The following is a 12,773-nucleotide window of genomic DNA, read 5'->3' on the forward strand; positions in this document are numbered from 1 at the left end:
CAGGCGTTTCCGCTATCAAGAGCTTGACCCTCCCGCAGGGGAAGGGTTTAGGCTGTGGTTCCCTTATCACACGGATGAATAAGCTATGCATCGTCGCCACTTTCTCAAGCTGACCGCCGCGCTGAGTGCAGCCGGAGCGCTGCCGCTCTGGAGTCGATCCCTGATGGCGGCCAGCCGTCCGCTGCTGCCGGTTCCTTCAAGGCTGGAGCCCGATCCGCGCGGCCAGATCCAGATCACCGCCATGACCGGCACCAGCCAGTGGCAGGGCAAGGATGTGCCGACATGGGGCTACAACGGCGCGCTGCTGGGACCGGCCATCGTGCTGCGCCGCGGCAAACCGGCCACGGTCAATATCCTTAACCGGCTGCCGGAAGCGACCACGCTGCACTGGCACGGGCTGGCGATCCCTGGCGACGTCGACGGCGGGCCGATGGCGCGCATCGAACCTGGCGCGACGCGGCAGGTCACCTTTACGCCGGATCAGCCCGCCGCCACCTGCTGGTTCCATCCGCACCTGCATGGCAAAACCGGCCATCAGGTGGCGCAAGGACTGGCGGGTCTGATCCTGCTGCAGGACGATGAGACCGACAAGCTGCGTCTGCCGTCGCAGTGGGGCTCGGACGATGTGCCGCTGATTTTCCAGGACAAGCGGCTCTCCCAGGACGGCAGCCGCATCGACTACCAGCTCGACATCATGAGCGCCGCGGTAGGCTGGTTCGGCGATATGATGCTGACCAACGGCGTTCAGTATCCGCAGCAGGCGGTGCCGCGCGGCTGGCTGCGCCTGCGCCTGCTGAACGGCTGCAACGCGCGCTCGCTGCATATCGCCGCCAGCGACAACCGACCGCTCTATGTTATTGGCAGCGACGGCGGCCTGCTGGCGGAGCCGGTGAAGGTGGCATCACTGCCGCTGCTGCCGGGCGAGCGCTTTGAGGTGATGGTCGATACCTCCGACGGCAAAAGCTTCGATATCGTCACCCTGCCGGTTGAGCAGATGGGCATGACGCTGGCGCCGTTCGACCAGCCGCTGCCGCTGGTGCAGATCCTGCCGCTGCGCGTGATGGCGAGCGCGACGCTGCCGGATAGCCTGGTGCAGCTGCCGCCGGTGCCCTCGGCGGAAGGCGCCAACGCGCGCTGGCTACAGCTGATGATGGATCCGCAGCTCGACCAGCAAGGCATGGCGGCGCTGATGCAGCGCTACGGCGATAAAGCGATGGGCAAGGCGGGCGGCCATCACGCCATGCCGGCAGAGAGCGGCGGCGAGGCGATGGACGGCCATGATATGTCGATGCATAACGCCCACGGCGGCGCAGCCCAGGGCTACGACTTCCATAGCGGCAACAAGATCAACGGCCAGGCCTTTAATATGGCGAAGCCGATGTTTAACGTTACGCCCGGCCAGCTGGAAAAATGGACCATCTCCGGCGAAGGCGACAAGATGCTGCATCCTTTCCATATTCACGGCACACAGTTCCGCATTCTCTCAGAAAACGGCAAGCCGCCTGCGCCGCACCGCCAGGGCTGGAAAGATATGGTCAATGTCGACGGCTGGCGCAGCGAAGTGCTGGTGCGCTTTGACCACCGCGCCGCCGCCGAACACGCCTATATGGCGCACTGCCATTTGCTGGAGCATGAAGACACCGGCATGATGCTGGGCTTCAGCGTCGGCTAATCAGGCTTTCTCGAGCGCCAGGCGAATATCTTCTACCAGATCGCCGGCGTTCTCGATGCCTATCGAGAGGCGGATAGTGGCGTCGCTGATGCCGATGCGCTGCCTGACCGCCTCCGGCACGCCGGAATGGGTGGTGCTGCCGGGATGGCTGGCAAGCGACTCGGTGCCGCCCAGGCTCACCGCCTGTTTAAACAGCGCCAGCGCGTTGAGGAAGCGGAACGCGGCGGGCTGTCCGCCGACGATATCGAACGAAAAGGTCGAACCGGCGCCGCTACACTGCTGGCGGAAGGTGCGGCCTTCGGCGCTGTTCTCGTCGAGGTAGGGCAGCCACTGCAGCTTCGCCACCTTCTCATGGTCGCGCAAAAAGGCGGCCACCGCCTCGGCGTTCTGCCAGGCCTTCTCCATACGCAGCGACAGCGTTTCCAGCGAACGGCCAATCATCCAGCTGGAGTGCGGATCGAGCTGAGTACCGATGGCGCTGCGCAGCGAGCGTATCTGAGTAATCAGCGCTTTGCTGCCCATCGCCGCGCCGGCAATCAGATCGGAATGGCCGCCGACATATTTGGTCAGCGAGTAGAGCGAGATATCGGCGCCGAAGTTCAGCGGACGCTGAAACAGCGGGCCGAGCAGCGTATTGTCGCAGGCGACGACCGGACGCGATCCCTGCTGCTGGCCGATCTCATCGGCGATGCGCGCGATCAGCGCGATATCTACCAGGCTGTTGGTGGGGTTAGCGGGCGTCTCGATCAGAATCAGCGCGACGCGCCCCAGGCTCAGCGCCTTCTGCGCGGCGGCGCGCACTTTCTCCTCATCGGTGCCGTCGCTGAAGCCGACCGGCTCGATATTCAGGTTGTGCAGCGTTTTACTCAGCAGCGTCTCGGTGCCGCCGTAGAGCGGCTGCGAATGCAGGATCACATCGCCCGGGCGCGCAAAGGTCAGCAGGGTGGTGGAGATGGCCGACATGCCTGACGAGAACAGGGCGCAGCTCTCCGCTTCTTCATAGATTGCCAGGCGATCTTCAACGATTTCGCTGTTGGGATGGTTAAAGCGCGAATAGACCAGACCGCCGCTTTTTCCTTCCGGCGGCTGGCGCCGTCCCGACACGTAATCGAAGAAGTCGCGTCCCTCTTCGGCGCTGTTAAAAACAAAGGTCGAGGTCAGAAATACCGGCGGTTTGACCGCGCCTTCCGACAGGCGCGGATCGTAGCCGTAGTTCAGCATCTGGGTTTCAGGATGCAGCTTACGATCGCCAATATGGGTTTTTTTACTGGAGTTATGGGACATGGGATCTCCTGCTCAGGGCAGATGTAAGGTAACGATATGTTGGGCATAAGCTAACATGCAGCGGAATGTTCTGGTAAAGGCCGGTATGTTCTAAGTTTATATCATCCATGCACGATGAGGCTGGCGCTACATCTCGCCGCGTCTGGCAAGCTGTGATACTCTCCTGCGAATCGCTACCCGCTCAGGTCTGAGCGGGTTCTCTCTGTTCATCCGCTGCTGAGGATGGACGATCCCTTTAAAATCAACGAGAAGTACAGGTTTTGAAACATACTGTTGAAGTGATGATTTCCGAAGAGGCGATCGCAACGCGCATTGCCGAACTGGGTAAAGAGATTTCCGAGCGCTATCGCGACAGCGGCAGCGAGATGGTGCTGGTCGGGCTGCTGCGCGGCTCCTTTATGTTTATGGCCGATCTCTGCCGCGCCGTCGAGGTGCCCCACGAAGTCGACTTTATGACCGCCTCCAGCTACGGTAGCGGCATGTCCAGCTCGCGCGACGTGAAAATCCTCAAAGATCTCGACGAAGATATTCGCGGCAAAGATGTGCTGATTGTCGAAGATATCATCGACTCCGGCAACACGCTGAGCAAGGTACGTGAGATCCTGCGCCTGCGCGAGCCGAAGTCCCTCGCCATCTGCACGCTGCTGGATAAGCCCGAGCGTCGCGAAGTGGACGTGACGGTGGAATATGTCGGCTTCGCCATTCCTGACGAGTTCGTGGTCGGCTTCGGCATCGACTACGCCCAGCGCTATCGTCATCTGCCCTATATCGGCAAAGTGGTGCCGCTCGAATCCTGAGCCTGACCGCACAATCTTCCAAGGCTGACCGCGTCAGCCTGGTGTAGGCTGTGCTCCGATTCAGGAGTTCAGCCTTCACCTCCGCAAAAAAATGCCCATCCAGGAAGATTTTACGCTCAGGGTGGCTCATCATAAGTAGCAACGTTGCGGCGACATCGCGTCAGCCAGCGGCTCGCTATGTCCATCGCGACACACCGACATTAAAACAGGATATGGATTCGGAATGACTTATGCACTGGAACTTTCCCGGCTGACCAAGACCTATTCCGGCGGCGTACAGGCGCTGAAAGGGATAGATCTTAACGTCGAAGCCGGCGATTTTTATGCGCTGCTGGGACCAAACGGCGCGGGCAAATCGACCACCATCGGGATTATCAGTTCGCTGGTGAACAAATCTGGCGGCAGCGTGCGCGTGTTCGGCTACGACCTGGAGAAAGAGGTGGTCAACGCCAAACGCCAGCTCGGCCTGGTGCCGCAGGAGTTTAACTTCAACCCGTTCGAGACCGTGCTGCAGATCGTCGTGAACCAGGCGGGCTACTACGGCGTTGAGCGCCGCGATGCGCAGCAGCGCGCAGAGAAGTATCTGACGCAGCTCGATCTCTGGGGCAAGCGCAACGAGCGCGCGCGGATGCTTTCCGGCGGCATGAAGCGTCGTCTGATGATCGCCCGCGCGCTGATGCATGAGCCGAAGCTGCTGATCCTCGACGAGCCGACGGCGGGCGTAGATATCGAGCTGCGTCGCTCGATGTGGACCTTCCTGAAAGAGCTGAACGAAAAAGGCACCACCATTATTTTGACCACGCACTATCTGGAAGAGGCGGAGATGCTGTGCCGCAATATCGGCATTATCCAGAGCGGCGAGCTGGTGGAGAACACCTCTATGAAGGGGCTGCTGGCCAAGCTGCAGTCGGAAACCTTTATTCTCGATCTCGCGCCGGGTAGCGCGCTGCCGACGCTGGAAGGGTTCCAGTATCGTCTGGTGGACGCCTCGACGCTGGAGGTCGAAGTGATGCGCGAGCAGGGGCTGAACAGCGTGTTCGGCCAGCTTAGCGCGCAGGGCGTGCAGGTACTGAGCATGCGTAACAAAGCGAACCGCCTGGAAGAGCTGTTTGTCAGCCTGGTGCAGGGCAAAGGAGCGAAAGCATGACACATTTGTACTGGGTAGCGCTGAAGAGTATCTGGGCCAAGGAGATTAACCGTTTCGCGCGCATCTGGATCCAGACGCTGGTGCCGCCGGTAATCACCATGACGCTCTATTTTATTATTTTCGGCAACCTGATCGGCTCGCGCATCGGCGATATGCACGGCTTCAGCTACATGCAGTTTATCGTGCCGGGCCTGATTATGATGGCGGTGATCACCAACGCCTACGCCAACGTCGCCTCGTCGTTCTTCAGCGCCAAGTTTCAGCGCAATATCGAAGAGCTGCTGGTGGCGCCGGTGCCGACGCATATCATTATCGCCGGCTATGTCGGCGGCGGCGTGGCGCGCGGTCTCTGCGTCGGGGTGCTGGTCACGGCGATTTCGCTGTTTTTCGTGCCGTTCCACGTCCACTCCTGGTCGATGGTGGCAGTGACGCTGCTGCTGACGGCGATCCTCTTTTCGCTGGCTGGCCTGCTGAACGCGGTGTTCGCGCGCACCTTCGACGATATCAGCCTGATCCCGACCTTCGTGCTGACGCCGCTGACCTATCTGGGCGGGGTGTTCTATTCGCTGACGCTGCTGCCGCCGTTCTGGCAGGCGGTGTCGAAGCTGAATCCGATTGTTTATATGATCAGCGGCTTCCGCTTCGGCTTCCTCGGCATCAATGATGTGCCGCTGGTATTTACCCTGTCGGTGCTGATCGCCTTTATCCTGGTGTTTTATATTCTGGTCTACACGCTGATCCAGCGCGGACGCGGCCTGCGCACCTGATAAAAAAAGCAGCCGGATGGCTGCTTAAGATGAAAACTGAGAGCTGGCGCAGGTAACAGGGCCCGATCGCAAAGTCGCTCAAGGCATCCCTGCTCGCTCGGCCCGCGCCATCCCTGGCGCGGGACGCTTTGCTCTCCGGTCCCTGTTACCCGCGCTTTAGCATCAGAGCCGACTGCCGTCGCCCACGTCAGCACCGCCCACTCAGGCGACCTGCACCGGCAGCGCCTTCGCCAGACGCTTCATTTCGTTGTCGCCTTCGAAATAGGCAACCTTCGGCTGCCACTGGCGCGCTTCCGCATCCTCGACCTGCACGTAAGAACAGATAATCAGGATATCTCCTTCGCAGGCGCAGCGGGCCGCCGCGCCGTTCACCGAAATAATCTTCGACCCGCGTTCAGCGGCAATAGCGTAGGTAGAAAAGCGCTGGCCGTTAGTGACGTTATAGATATCAATGGCTTCATATTGCAGGATGCCGGAGGCGTCGAGAAAATCCTGATCGATGGCGCAGGAACCTTCATAGTGCAAATCCGCCTGAGTCACCTTCACGCGGTGCAGCTTGCCTTGTAAAACGGTACGTATCATAACCAGAAGACCTTGTTGTTCTGCCTGAAAACGACCCCGCCTACTGCGTGAGGTCGACCTGTTGATTATCAATAAGACGCGCTTTGCCCAGCCAGGCCGCCATCAGGATCACCGCGCGACGGCTCTCGACCGTCAGCGGCTCCAGCGTATCGGCGTCGCAAATCGCCAGTCCGTCCGGGCGCAATCCTTTCTCGCTAAGCTCCGCCTCGGCGGCTTCGATAATCTCCTCGATATGGCGTTCGCCGTTAGCGAGGCGCGCCGCCATGCCGTTCATCACCTGCGCCAGCGCGGGCGCGAGCTGACGCTCGTCGTCGGTGAGATAGCCGTTGCGCGAACTGAGCGCCAGGCCGTCTTTGGCGCGCACCGTCGGCACGCCGACAATCTCGATATCGAAGCCCATATCGGCCACCATCTTGCGAATAATCGCCAGCTGCTGAAAATCCTTTTCGCCGAAACAGGCGATATCGGGCTGCACCAGATTAAACAGCTTGCTGACGATAGTGGCGACGCCGCGAAAATGGCCGGGACGGCTTGCGCCTTCCAGCAGCGACGACAGCACCGGCACCTCGACAAAGGTCTGGTTCGCCAGTCCATGCGGATAAACCTCCGCAGGCGCGGGCGCGAATACCACATCGACGCTGCGGCGATTCAGCTTCTCGCAGTCCTCCTGCAGGGTGCGCGGGTAGCGCGCCAGATCGTCGGCGCGATCGAACTGCATCGGGTTAACGAAAATCGACACCACGACAATATCGCCGCGCTCGCGCGCCTCGTCTACCAGCGTTAAATGACCGTCATGCAGATTGCCCATGGTCGGCACCAGCGCGATGCGTTTTCCTGCCTGCCGCCAGCGACGAATTTCATGGCGCAGCATCGGCAGCGTTTCAATGATCAGCACGGTAAGGCTCCCTAATTACTGGAAACTGTGTTCAGCCGCAGGATAGGTTCCCGCTTCGACTTCGGCGATATAGTGACGGATAGCGGCGCGTATGTCGCCCGCCTCGGCGAGAAAGTTCTTCGCGAATTTCGGGATATGGCCGCCGGTAATGCCGAAGGCGTCATGCATCACCAGAATCTGGCCGTCGGTGACGTTGCCCGCGCCGATGCCGATAACCGGGATCGTCAGCGCCTGGGTGATGCGCTGCGCCAGCGAAACCGGCACGCACTCCAGCACCATCAGCTGCGCGCCCACCGCTTCCAGCGCCAGCGCGTCGGCCAGCAGCCGCTCGGCGGCCGCCTCGTCGCGGCCCTGCACCTTATAGCCGCCGAAGATATTTACCGACTGCGGCGTCAGGCCGAGATGGCCGCACACCGGCACTGCGCGCTCGGTCAGCATGCGCACCGTCTCCGCCAGCCATGCGCCGCCCTCCAGCTTCACCATATTAGCGCCGGCGCGCATCAGCTGCGCGGCGCTGTCGAAGGTTTGCTGCGGCGTGGCGTAGCTCATAAAGGGCAGGTCGGCCATGACCAGCGCCTGCGGCGCGCCGCGGCGGACGGCGGCGGTGTGATAGGCGATATCGGCGACGGTGACCGGCAGCGTCGACTCATGGCCCTGAACGGTCATGCCGAGCGAATCGCCGATCAGCATCACCTGGATGCCTTCGTCGGCGAACAGGCGGGCAAAGCTGAAATCGTAGGCGGTCAGGGTGGCAAACTTACGTCCGCTCGCTTTCCACTGACGCAGATGAGAAATAGTGGTGGGTTTCATTGCGCTCTCAACTCAGGTATTTCAGATGGGCGCAGTGTACTGGATAGCGCGAGAGAGCGGAATCTCCCGCGTATCAATCTGTGCGGCGTCAGCCGTGCCAGGAGCGAATGGCGCTGGCGTCGATGCGCGCCAGCAGGTCGCGCAGCGGCCGGCCGTCCGGCAGCGTCGCGTCGGGCGCGATCTCCAGCAGCGGCACCAGCATAAAGGCGCGGTTGTGCATATCGTAGTGCGGCACGATCAGACGCGGCGTGTTGAGGCGCTGCTGGCCGAAGAGCAGGATATCGATATCGAGGGTGCGCGGCCCCCAGCGTTCCGCTTTGCGCACGCGGCCGTGCTCAAGCTCGATACGCTGGGTATGATCCAGCAGCGCTTCCGGCACGAGATCGGTCTCCAGCGCCACCGCCGCGTTCAGGTAATCGGGCTGATCCGGCGGACCGTAAGGCGGCGTGCGGTAGAAAGAGGAGGTGGCGACGCGCGCCGTCTCCGGCAGCGCGTCGAGCGCCCGCAGCGCTGCGTCAACCTGTTGCAGCGGATCGGCAAGGTTGCTGCCGAGCGCCAGGTAGACGCGTGTCACGACGCGTTCTGGCTGTCGCGGCGCGGCGCGGCAGGGCGGCGGCGCGGACGACGCGTTTTGCGGCGCGGCGCCGGGTCGTCGCCCAGCGTATTGAGCATGGTTTTCTGCTGCGTCGGCGCGGCGGCCTGGAATTCGCCCCACCAGTGGCTGAGGCGGATCAATTCCGGGTTGTTCTCGACCTCGGCGCGCAGCGCCAGCAGATCGTAGGCGGCGCGGAATTTCGGATGCTCCATCAGCTTCCAGGCGCGTTTGCCGTGGCGGCGCGACATGCGCAGCTGCAGCTGCCAGATATCGCGGATCAGCGTGGTGATGCGTTTCGGGATCGCCAGCGCGCGGCAGGCTTCATCCAGCGTATCGTTCATCGCCATCGCGAAGGCGTCGAAATAGGTCAGACCGCTCTCCTGCGCGATGCGCTGCGCCGCTTCGAGCTGCGGATACCAGAACATCGCCGCAAACAGGAAGGCTGGATTGACGCGCATATCGTTGTGGATGCGGCTGTCGGTGTTTTTCAGCACCTGCGCCACCATCCGCTCCATATAGCTGTCGCCATCTTCGGTAAAGTTGCGCGTAATGGTAGGGAACAGCGGCTGGAACAGCTGGAACTCGCGCAGCTTGATATAGGTGCTGTAGCCGTAGCCCGCCTGCAGCAGCTTCAGCGCCTCTTCAAACAGGCGCGCCGGCGGGATATCGCGCAGCAGCGTGGCGAGACGCGGGATCGGTTCGGCGGTTTCCGCCGCGATGGTCATATCGAGCTTGGCGGCGAAGCGCACCACGCGCAGCATACGCACCGGATCTTCGCGGTAGCGCGTCTCGGGATCGCCAATCAGGCGAATGATGCCCTGCTGCAGATCCTGCAGGCCGCCGACATAGTCGCGTACGGTAAAGTCGGCGACGTTGTAGTAGAGACTGTTGATCGTCAGATCGCGGCGCTGCGCATCGTCTTCGATGCTGCCGAAGATATTGTCGCGCAGCAGCATGCCGCTCTGGGCGCGCTGCGACTGATTGCGATCCTCTTCGACATCTTCTTCAGCCTGATGATGGCCGCGGAAGGTGGCGACTTCGATCACTTCAGGACCAAACATGACGTGCGCCAGACGGAAGCGACGCCCGACCAGACGGCAGTTGCGGAACAGCTTGCGCATCTGCTCTGGCGTGGCGTTGGTGGTGATATCGAAGTCCTTGGGCTTTTTACCCAGCAGCAGGTCGCGAACGCCACCGCCCACCAGATAGGATTCATAGCCTGCTTTGTTCAGGCGATAGAGTACCTTGAGGGCATTTTCGCTAATGTCTTTGCGCGAGATGTTATGGCTCTCACGAGGGATAATGGTCATCTGATGACGCTCAGTTTCAACCTCGACAGGCGCCTCCTCATCACGCATGAGGACTTTCCGGCAAAAATTAGCAACTCGGGTAAAAATGGGACACCTCGACAGCGACGTAAAGTGGTGTAAATAAAATCAGCGGCTAATCATAGCCTGTTGCGAATCATTTAGGAATGGTGTTGTCGGCTCTGCCGGTTTCAGGGCGTTCTCCCGGGGTATCAAAGCGATATTCCACTGCGAGACCGCGCTTTCCAGCAGTTTCTCCTGCGTTTCGTCTTCCCATCCCATCGCGACAGGCTGCCCCAGAAAGCGCAGCGCCTGTACCAGCAGCGGTCGCGGGTCGCCGGCGGGCAGCGAGGGGGCATGATTCTGCTTCGACAGTTTATTGCCGCCGGGATTGATCGCCAGCGGCAAATGCAAATATGCAGGCTGCGGCCAGCCGAACTGCTGATAAAGGGCGATCTGCCGCACCGTAGGCTCAATCAAATCCGCGCCGCGCACGATCTCTGTTACGCCCTGAAAATGGTCGTCGACCACCACCGCAAGGTTGTAGGCGAACAGGCCGTCGCGGCGATGGATAATAAAATCCTCCTGCGCCAGGCGCGCATCCACCGCTAAATGGCCGCGCAACCGATCGTCGAAGCTAAAAACCGGCGCGTGCTGGCGTAACCGCAGCGCAGCGTTTTCCGGTCCCAGATGGCGATCGCGGCAGTGGCCGTCGTAAAACCCGCCGATCTGCTGGATGCGGCGACGGGTGCAGGTGCAGTAATAGCTCTGGCGATGCGCCTGCAGCCAGGCCAGCGCCTCGCGATAGGCGTCATGACGCTGCGACTGCCACAAGACGTCGCCGTCCCAGTGCAGGCCGTAGTGCTCCAGCTGATGCAGAATGCGCGTGGCGGCGCCGGGAACTTCGCGCGGCGGATCGATATCTTCAATGCGCACCAGCCAGCGGCCGTTTTGCGCGCGCGCGCTCAGATAGCTGCCAAGGGCGGCAATCAGCGAGCCGAAATGGAGGTCGCCGGAAGGCGAAGGGGCGAAACGCCCGATGCAGGGATGCGTAGACACTGGCTTTAAAAGTCACCGCACAGCGGCACAACAACGTGCTTTTCCGCAGTGCGGTGAGTCAGGCGTGGCGTTAGCCAGCCATCTGTTTTTCGCGGATTTCTGCCAGCGTCTTGCAGTCGATGCAAAGATCGGCGGTCGGACGCGCTTCCAGACGGCGGATGCCGATTTCCACGCCGCAGGACTCGCAGTAGCCGAAGTCGTCGTCTTCGACTTTCTTCAGCGTCTTCTCGATCTTCTTGATCAGCTTACGCTCGCGGTCGCGGTTACGCAGTTCAAGGCTGAATTCCTCTTCCTGCGCGGCACGGTCAACCGGATCCGGGAAGTTCGCCGCTTCGTCCTGCATATGCGAGACGGTACGGTCAACTTCATCACGCAGCTGATTGCGCCAGGCTTCCAGAATCTTGCGAAAATGTTGCAGCTGGGCTTCGTTCATATACTCTTCGCCCGGCTTCTCCTGGTATGGCTCCACCCCAGCGATGGCGAGAATACTCAGGGACGATGTTTTACGGTTTTGCCCTTCTTGCATGTTGTTTCTCCTGGATAACACGCACTATACCTTTTGTGGTTCAGCGCCAGCGATTAGGCGTCAGGCGGATGAGTGTAGTCAGTGGGCTACATTTTGCCTGGCGGGTTTCGCCGCGTTGCCGCAAATGGGTACATCGATCCCCCTACGGGGAAAAACAGGCCGCTATAAATAACAGAAGCAGTCAAGGTTGGCAATTATTGATGATCGCACCTTGACAAGCCTGTGAGGAACAGCGTATTTGGCGCCTCGCGTTAACCATTCATACCACAACAATTTGCAAAAGATATTACAAGGTTACGGCAACCGGTTTTTTCAGAAACAGGCCTGCCGGTGATAAATCCGCGCGATACGCCAAAATCTCTACGCCGTCCTGCTGCGCCTGGACCAGTTGGTCTGCGTAACGTGCATCGATGTGACGCGCGGGGGAGACGTCCTCAATCCCCGAGTGCAGAACCGCAAACAACAAAACAGCCCGATGGCCGGCAGCCGCGACGGCGCTTAGCTCGCGCAGGTGCTTCTGGCCTCGGACCGTCACCGCATCCGGAAAATAGCCTTTTCCATGATGTAAAAGGGTCACGGACTTGACTTCAATATAGCAGTTGCGTCTGCCGCCTGCCTGAAGCAGGAAGTCGATTCGGCTCTTTTCCTCGCCATACCTGACTTCAGCCTGGCAGCGCTCATAGCCCGCTAATTCCGGAATCGCAGCGGCGAGCAGCGCCTCTTTAACCAGCTGATTCGCGCGCAGCGTATTGACGCAGATCCAGTAGCCCTGCTGCGTTTCGGTCAGCTCCCAGCTGTGCGGATATTTGCGCGTCAGGCTGTCGGACGTGGAGTACCACACCGTATCGCCCGGCGTGGCGCAGCCGGTCATCGCGCCGGTGTTGGCGCAGTGGATCGTCAGGGTTTCTCCTTCCGGCGTCACCACGTCGGCGAGAAAACGCTTATAGCGGGTAATCAGTCGGGCGGACTTTAACGGCGGTGAAAACAGCATAGCGCTCCAGAGTCAGGTCAGCGGCCAGCTCGCCAGCGCCTGATAGCGCGTGCGGCCCCGCGCGTAGTGCGAGGAAAACAACGAGAAATGGTCGACGCGAAAGCGCCAGTGAAAGTCGCGCGGCGGCAGCGCGACGCGCGACGCGGCGTCGCGCAGCAGCGTGACGTGGGGATGAAACGGCTGTGCGGACTGGGCGAAGCCGAGGCGCGCCGACTGGGCGCGCAGCAGATCGGCGAGCTGCAGCAGGCCGCGCGGCGGCAGCCAGCAGCCGATCCACACCACGCCTGGACGCGGCCAGTGGCCGGCGTCGTCGAGATCGATATCGAATGCGGGCTGCTGAA

General features: G+C 61.0%; 14 protein-coding genes. 4 read left to right on the forward strand and 10 right to left on the reverse strand.

The genetic code is table 11. From position 1 onward, the window contains the following. Positions 1–85: 85 nt before the first annotated feature. On the forward strand, positions 86–1,672 hold the full coding sequence (gene cueO / locus B3229_RS13980; protein ID WP_286871598.1) for a multicopper oxidase CueO: 1,587 nt from the start codon (positions 86–88) through the stop codon (positions 1,670–1,672). Here the strand turns inward: cueO and B3229_RS13985 are convergent, their stop codons facing one another. After that, complete coding sequence (locus B3229_RS13985) at positions 1,673–2,956, reverse strand: cystathionine gamma-synthase family protein (protein WP_286871600.1); 1,284 nt, start codon at positions 2,954–2,956, stop codon at positions 1,673–1,675. It abuts the gene before it with no gap. A gap of 260 nt (positions 2,957–3,216) precedes the next feature. Between B3229_RS13985 and hpt the strand changes: the two genes are divergently transcribed. The 3 genes from hpt to B3229_RS14000 all read left to right on the forward strand — a co-directional run bounded on the left by hpt (position 3,217) and on the right by B3229_RS14000 (position 5,667). Further along, positions 3,217–3,753, forward strand: a complete 537-nt coding sequence (hpt, locus tag B3229_RS13990) for a hypoxanthine phosphoribosyltransferase (RefSeq protein WP_071997496.1) — start codon at positions 3,217–3,219, stop codon at positions 3,751–3,753. 223 nt (positions 3,754–3,976) lie between these two features. Further along, on the forward strand, positions 3,977–4,900 hold the full coding sequence (locus B3229_RS13995; RefSeq protein ID WP_048783848.1) for an ABC transporter ATP-binding protein: 924 nt from the start codon (positions 3,977–3,979) through the stop codon (positions 4,898–4,900). Beyond that, positions 4,897–5,667 carry an ABC transporter permease gene (locus tag B3229_RS14000; RefSeq protein ID WP_033749545.1) on the forward strand — a complete coding sequence of 257 codons (771 nt, stop codon included), beginning with the start codon at positions 4,897–4,899 and terminating at the stop codon, positions 5,665–5,667. Before B3229_RS13995 ends, B3229_RS14000 begins: the two co-directional genes overlap by 4 nt. A 201-nt stretch (positions 5,668–5,868) precedes the next feature. Here the strand turns inward: B3229_RS14000 and panD are convergent, their stop codons facing one another. From panD to thpR, 9 genes are all read right to left on the reverse strand, one after another. Continuing rightward, positions 5,869–6,249, reverse strand: a complete 381-nt coding sequence (panD, locus tag B3229_RS14005) for an aspartate 1-decarboxylase (protein WP_033793535.1) — start codon at positions 6,247–6,249, stop codon at positions 5,869–5,871. Between the two features lie 40 nt (positions 6,250–6,289). After that, on the reverse strand, positions 6,290–7,144 hold the full coding sequence (gene panC, locus B3229_RS14010; RefSeq protein ID WP_033793537.1) for a pantoate--beta-alanine ligase: 855 nt from the start codon (positions 7,142–7,144) through the stop codon (positions 6,290–6,292). A 15-nt stretch (positions 7,145–7,159) separates the two neighbouring features. Continuing rightward, the gene (gene panB / locus B3229_RS14015; RefSeq protein WP_286871607.1) at positions 7,160–7,954 is read right to left on the reverse strand and encodes a 3-methyl-2-oxobutanoate hydroxymethyltransferase; all 795 of its coding nucleotides are present in this window, start codon (positions 7,952–7,954) and stop codon (positions 7,160–7,162) included. An 88-nt stretch (positions 7,955–8,042) separates the two neighbouring features. Next, a complete protein-coding gene (gene folK, locus B3229_RS14020; RefSeq protein ID WP_286871610.1) occupies positions 8,043–8,528 on the reverse strand; it encodes a 2-amino-4-hydroxy-6-hydroxymethyldihydropteridine diphosphokinase in 486 nt (161 codons plus the stop codon). Then, the gene (gene pcnB, locus B3229_RS14025; RefSeq protein WP_204372948.1) at positions 8,525–9,946 is read right to left on the reverse strand and encodes a polynucleotide adenylyltransferase PcnB; all 1,422 of its coding nucleotides are present in this window, start codon (positions 9,944–9,946) and stop codon (positions 8,525–8,527) included. Before pcnB ends, folK begins: the two co-directional genes overlap by 4 nt. A 39-nt stretch (positions 9,947–9,985) precedes the next feature. Beyond that, positions 9,986–10,915, reverse strand: a complete 930-nt coding sequence (gene gluQRS, locus B3229_RS14030; RefSeq protein WP_286871613.1) for a tRNA glutamyl-Q(34) synthetase GluQRS — start codon at positions 10,913–10,915, stop codon at positions 9,986–9,988. 70 nt (positions 10,916–10,985) lie between these two features. Further along, positions 10,986–11,441 (reverse strand): RNA polymerase-binding protein DksA, encoded by a 456-nt coding sequence (gene dksA / locus B3229_RS14035; RefSeq protein ID WP_033749555.1) that lies wholly within the window; start codon positions 11,439–11,441, stop codon positions 10,986–10,988. Between the two features lie 286 nt (positions 11,442–11,727). Next, positions 11,728–12,432 carry a DNA/RNA nuclease SfsA gene (gene sfsA / locus B3229_RS14040; RefSeq protein WP_286871620.1) on the reverse strand — a complete coding sequence of 235 codons (705 nt, stop codon included), beginning with the start codon at positions 12,430–12,432 and terminating at the stop codon, positions 11,728–11,730. 12 nt (positions 12,433–12,444) lie between these two features. Continuing rightward, positions 12,445–12,773: RNA 2',3'-cyclic phosphodiesterase (gene thpR / locus B3229_RS14045; RefSeq protein ID WP_286871623.1), on the reverse strand; the 329-nt coding region annotated here is incomplete at its 5' end.

Source organism: Pantoea sp. UBA5035 (assembly GCF_002415245.1).
GTDB classification, from domain to species: Bacteria; Pseudomonadota; Gammaproteobacteria; order Enterobacterales; family Enterobacteriaceae; genus Pantoea; species Pantoea septica.

What these genes read in the sequence shown, in the direction of transcription:
- B3229_RS14000 (WP_033749545.1), top strand. Translation starts at nt 4,897, where the DNA reads ATGACACATTTGTACTGGGTAGCGCTGAAGAGTATCTGGGCCAAGGAG.
- cueO (WP_286871598.1), top strand. Translation starts at nt 86, where the DNA reads ATGCATCGTCGCCACTTTCTCAAGCTGACCGCCGCGCTGAGTGCAGCC.
- panB (WP_286871607.1), bottom strand. Translation starts at nt 7,954, where the DNA reads ATGAAACCCACCACTATTTCTCATCTGCGTCAGTGGAAAGCGAGCGGA.
- dksA (WP_033749555.1), bottom strand. Translation starts at nt 11,441, where the DNA reads ATGCAAGAAGGGCAAAACCGTAAAACATCGTCCCTGAGTATTCTCGCC.
- panD (WP_033793535.1), bottom strand. Translation starts at nt 6,249, where the DNA reads ATGATACGTACCGTTTTACAAGGCAAGCTGCACCGCGTGAAGGTGACT.
- B3229_RS13985 (WP_286871600.1), bottom strand. Translation starts at nt 2,956, where the DNA reads ATGTCCCATAACTCCAGTAAAAAAACCCATATTGGCGATCGTAAGCTG.
- sfsA (WP_286871620.1), bottom strand. Translation starts at nt 12,432, where the DNA reads ATGCTGTTTTCACCGCCGTTAAAGTCCGCCCGACTGATTACCCGCTAT.
- B3229_RS13995 (WP_048783848.1), top strand. Translation starts at nt 3,977, where the DNA reads ATGACTTATGCACTGGAACTTTCCCGGCTGACCAAGACCTATTCCGGC.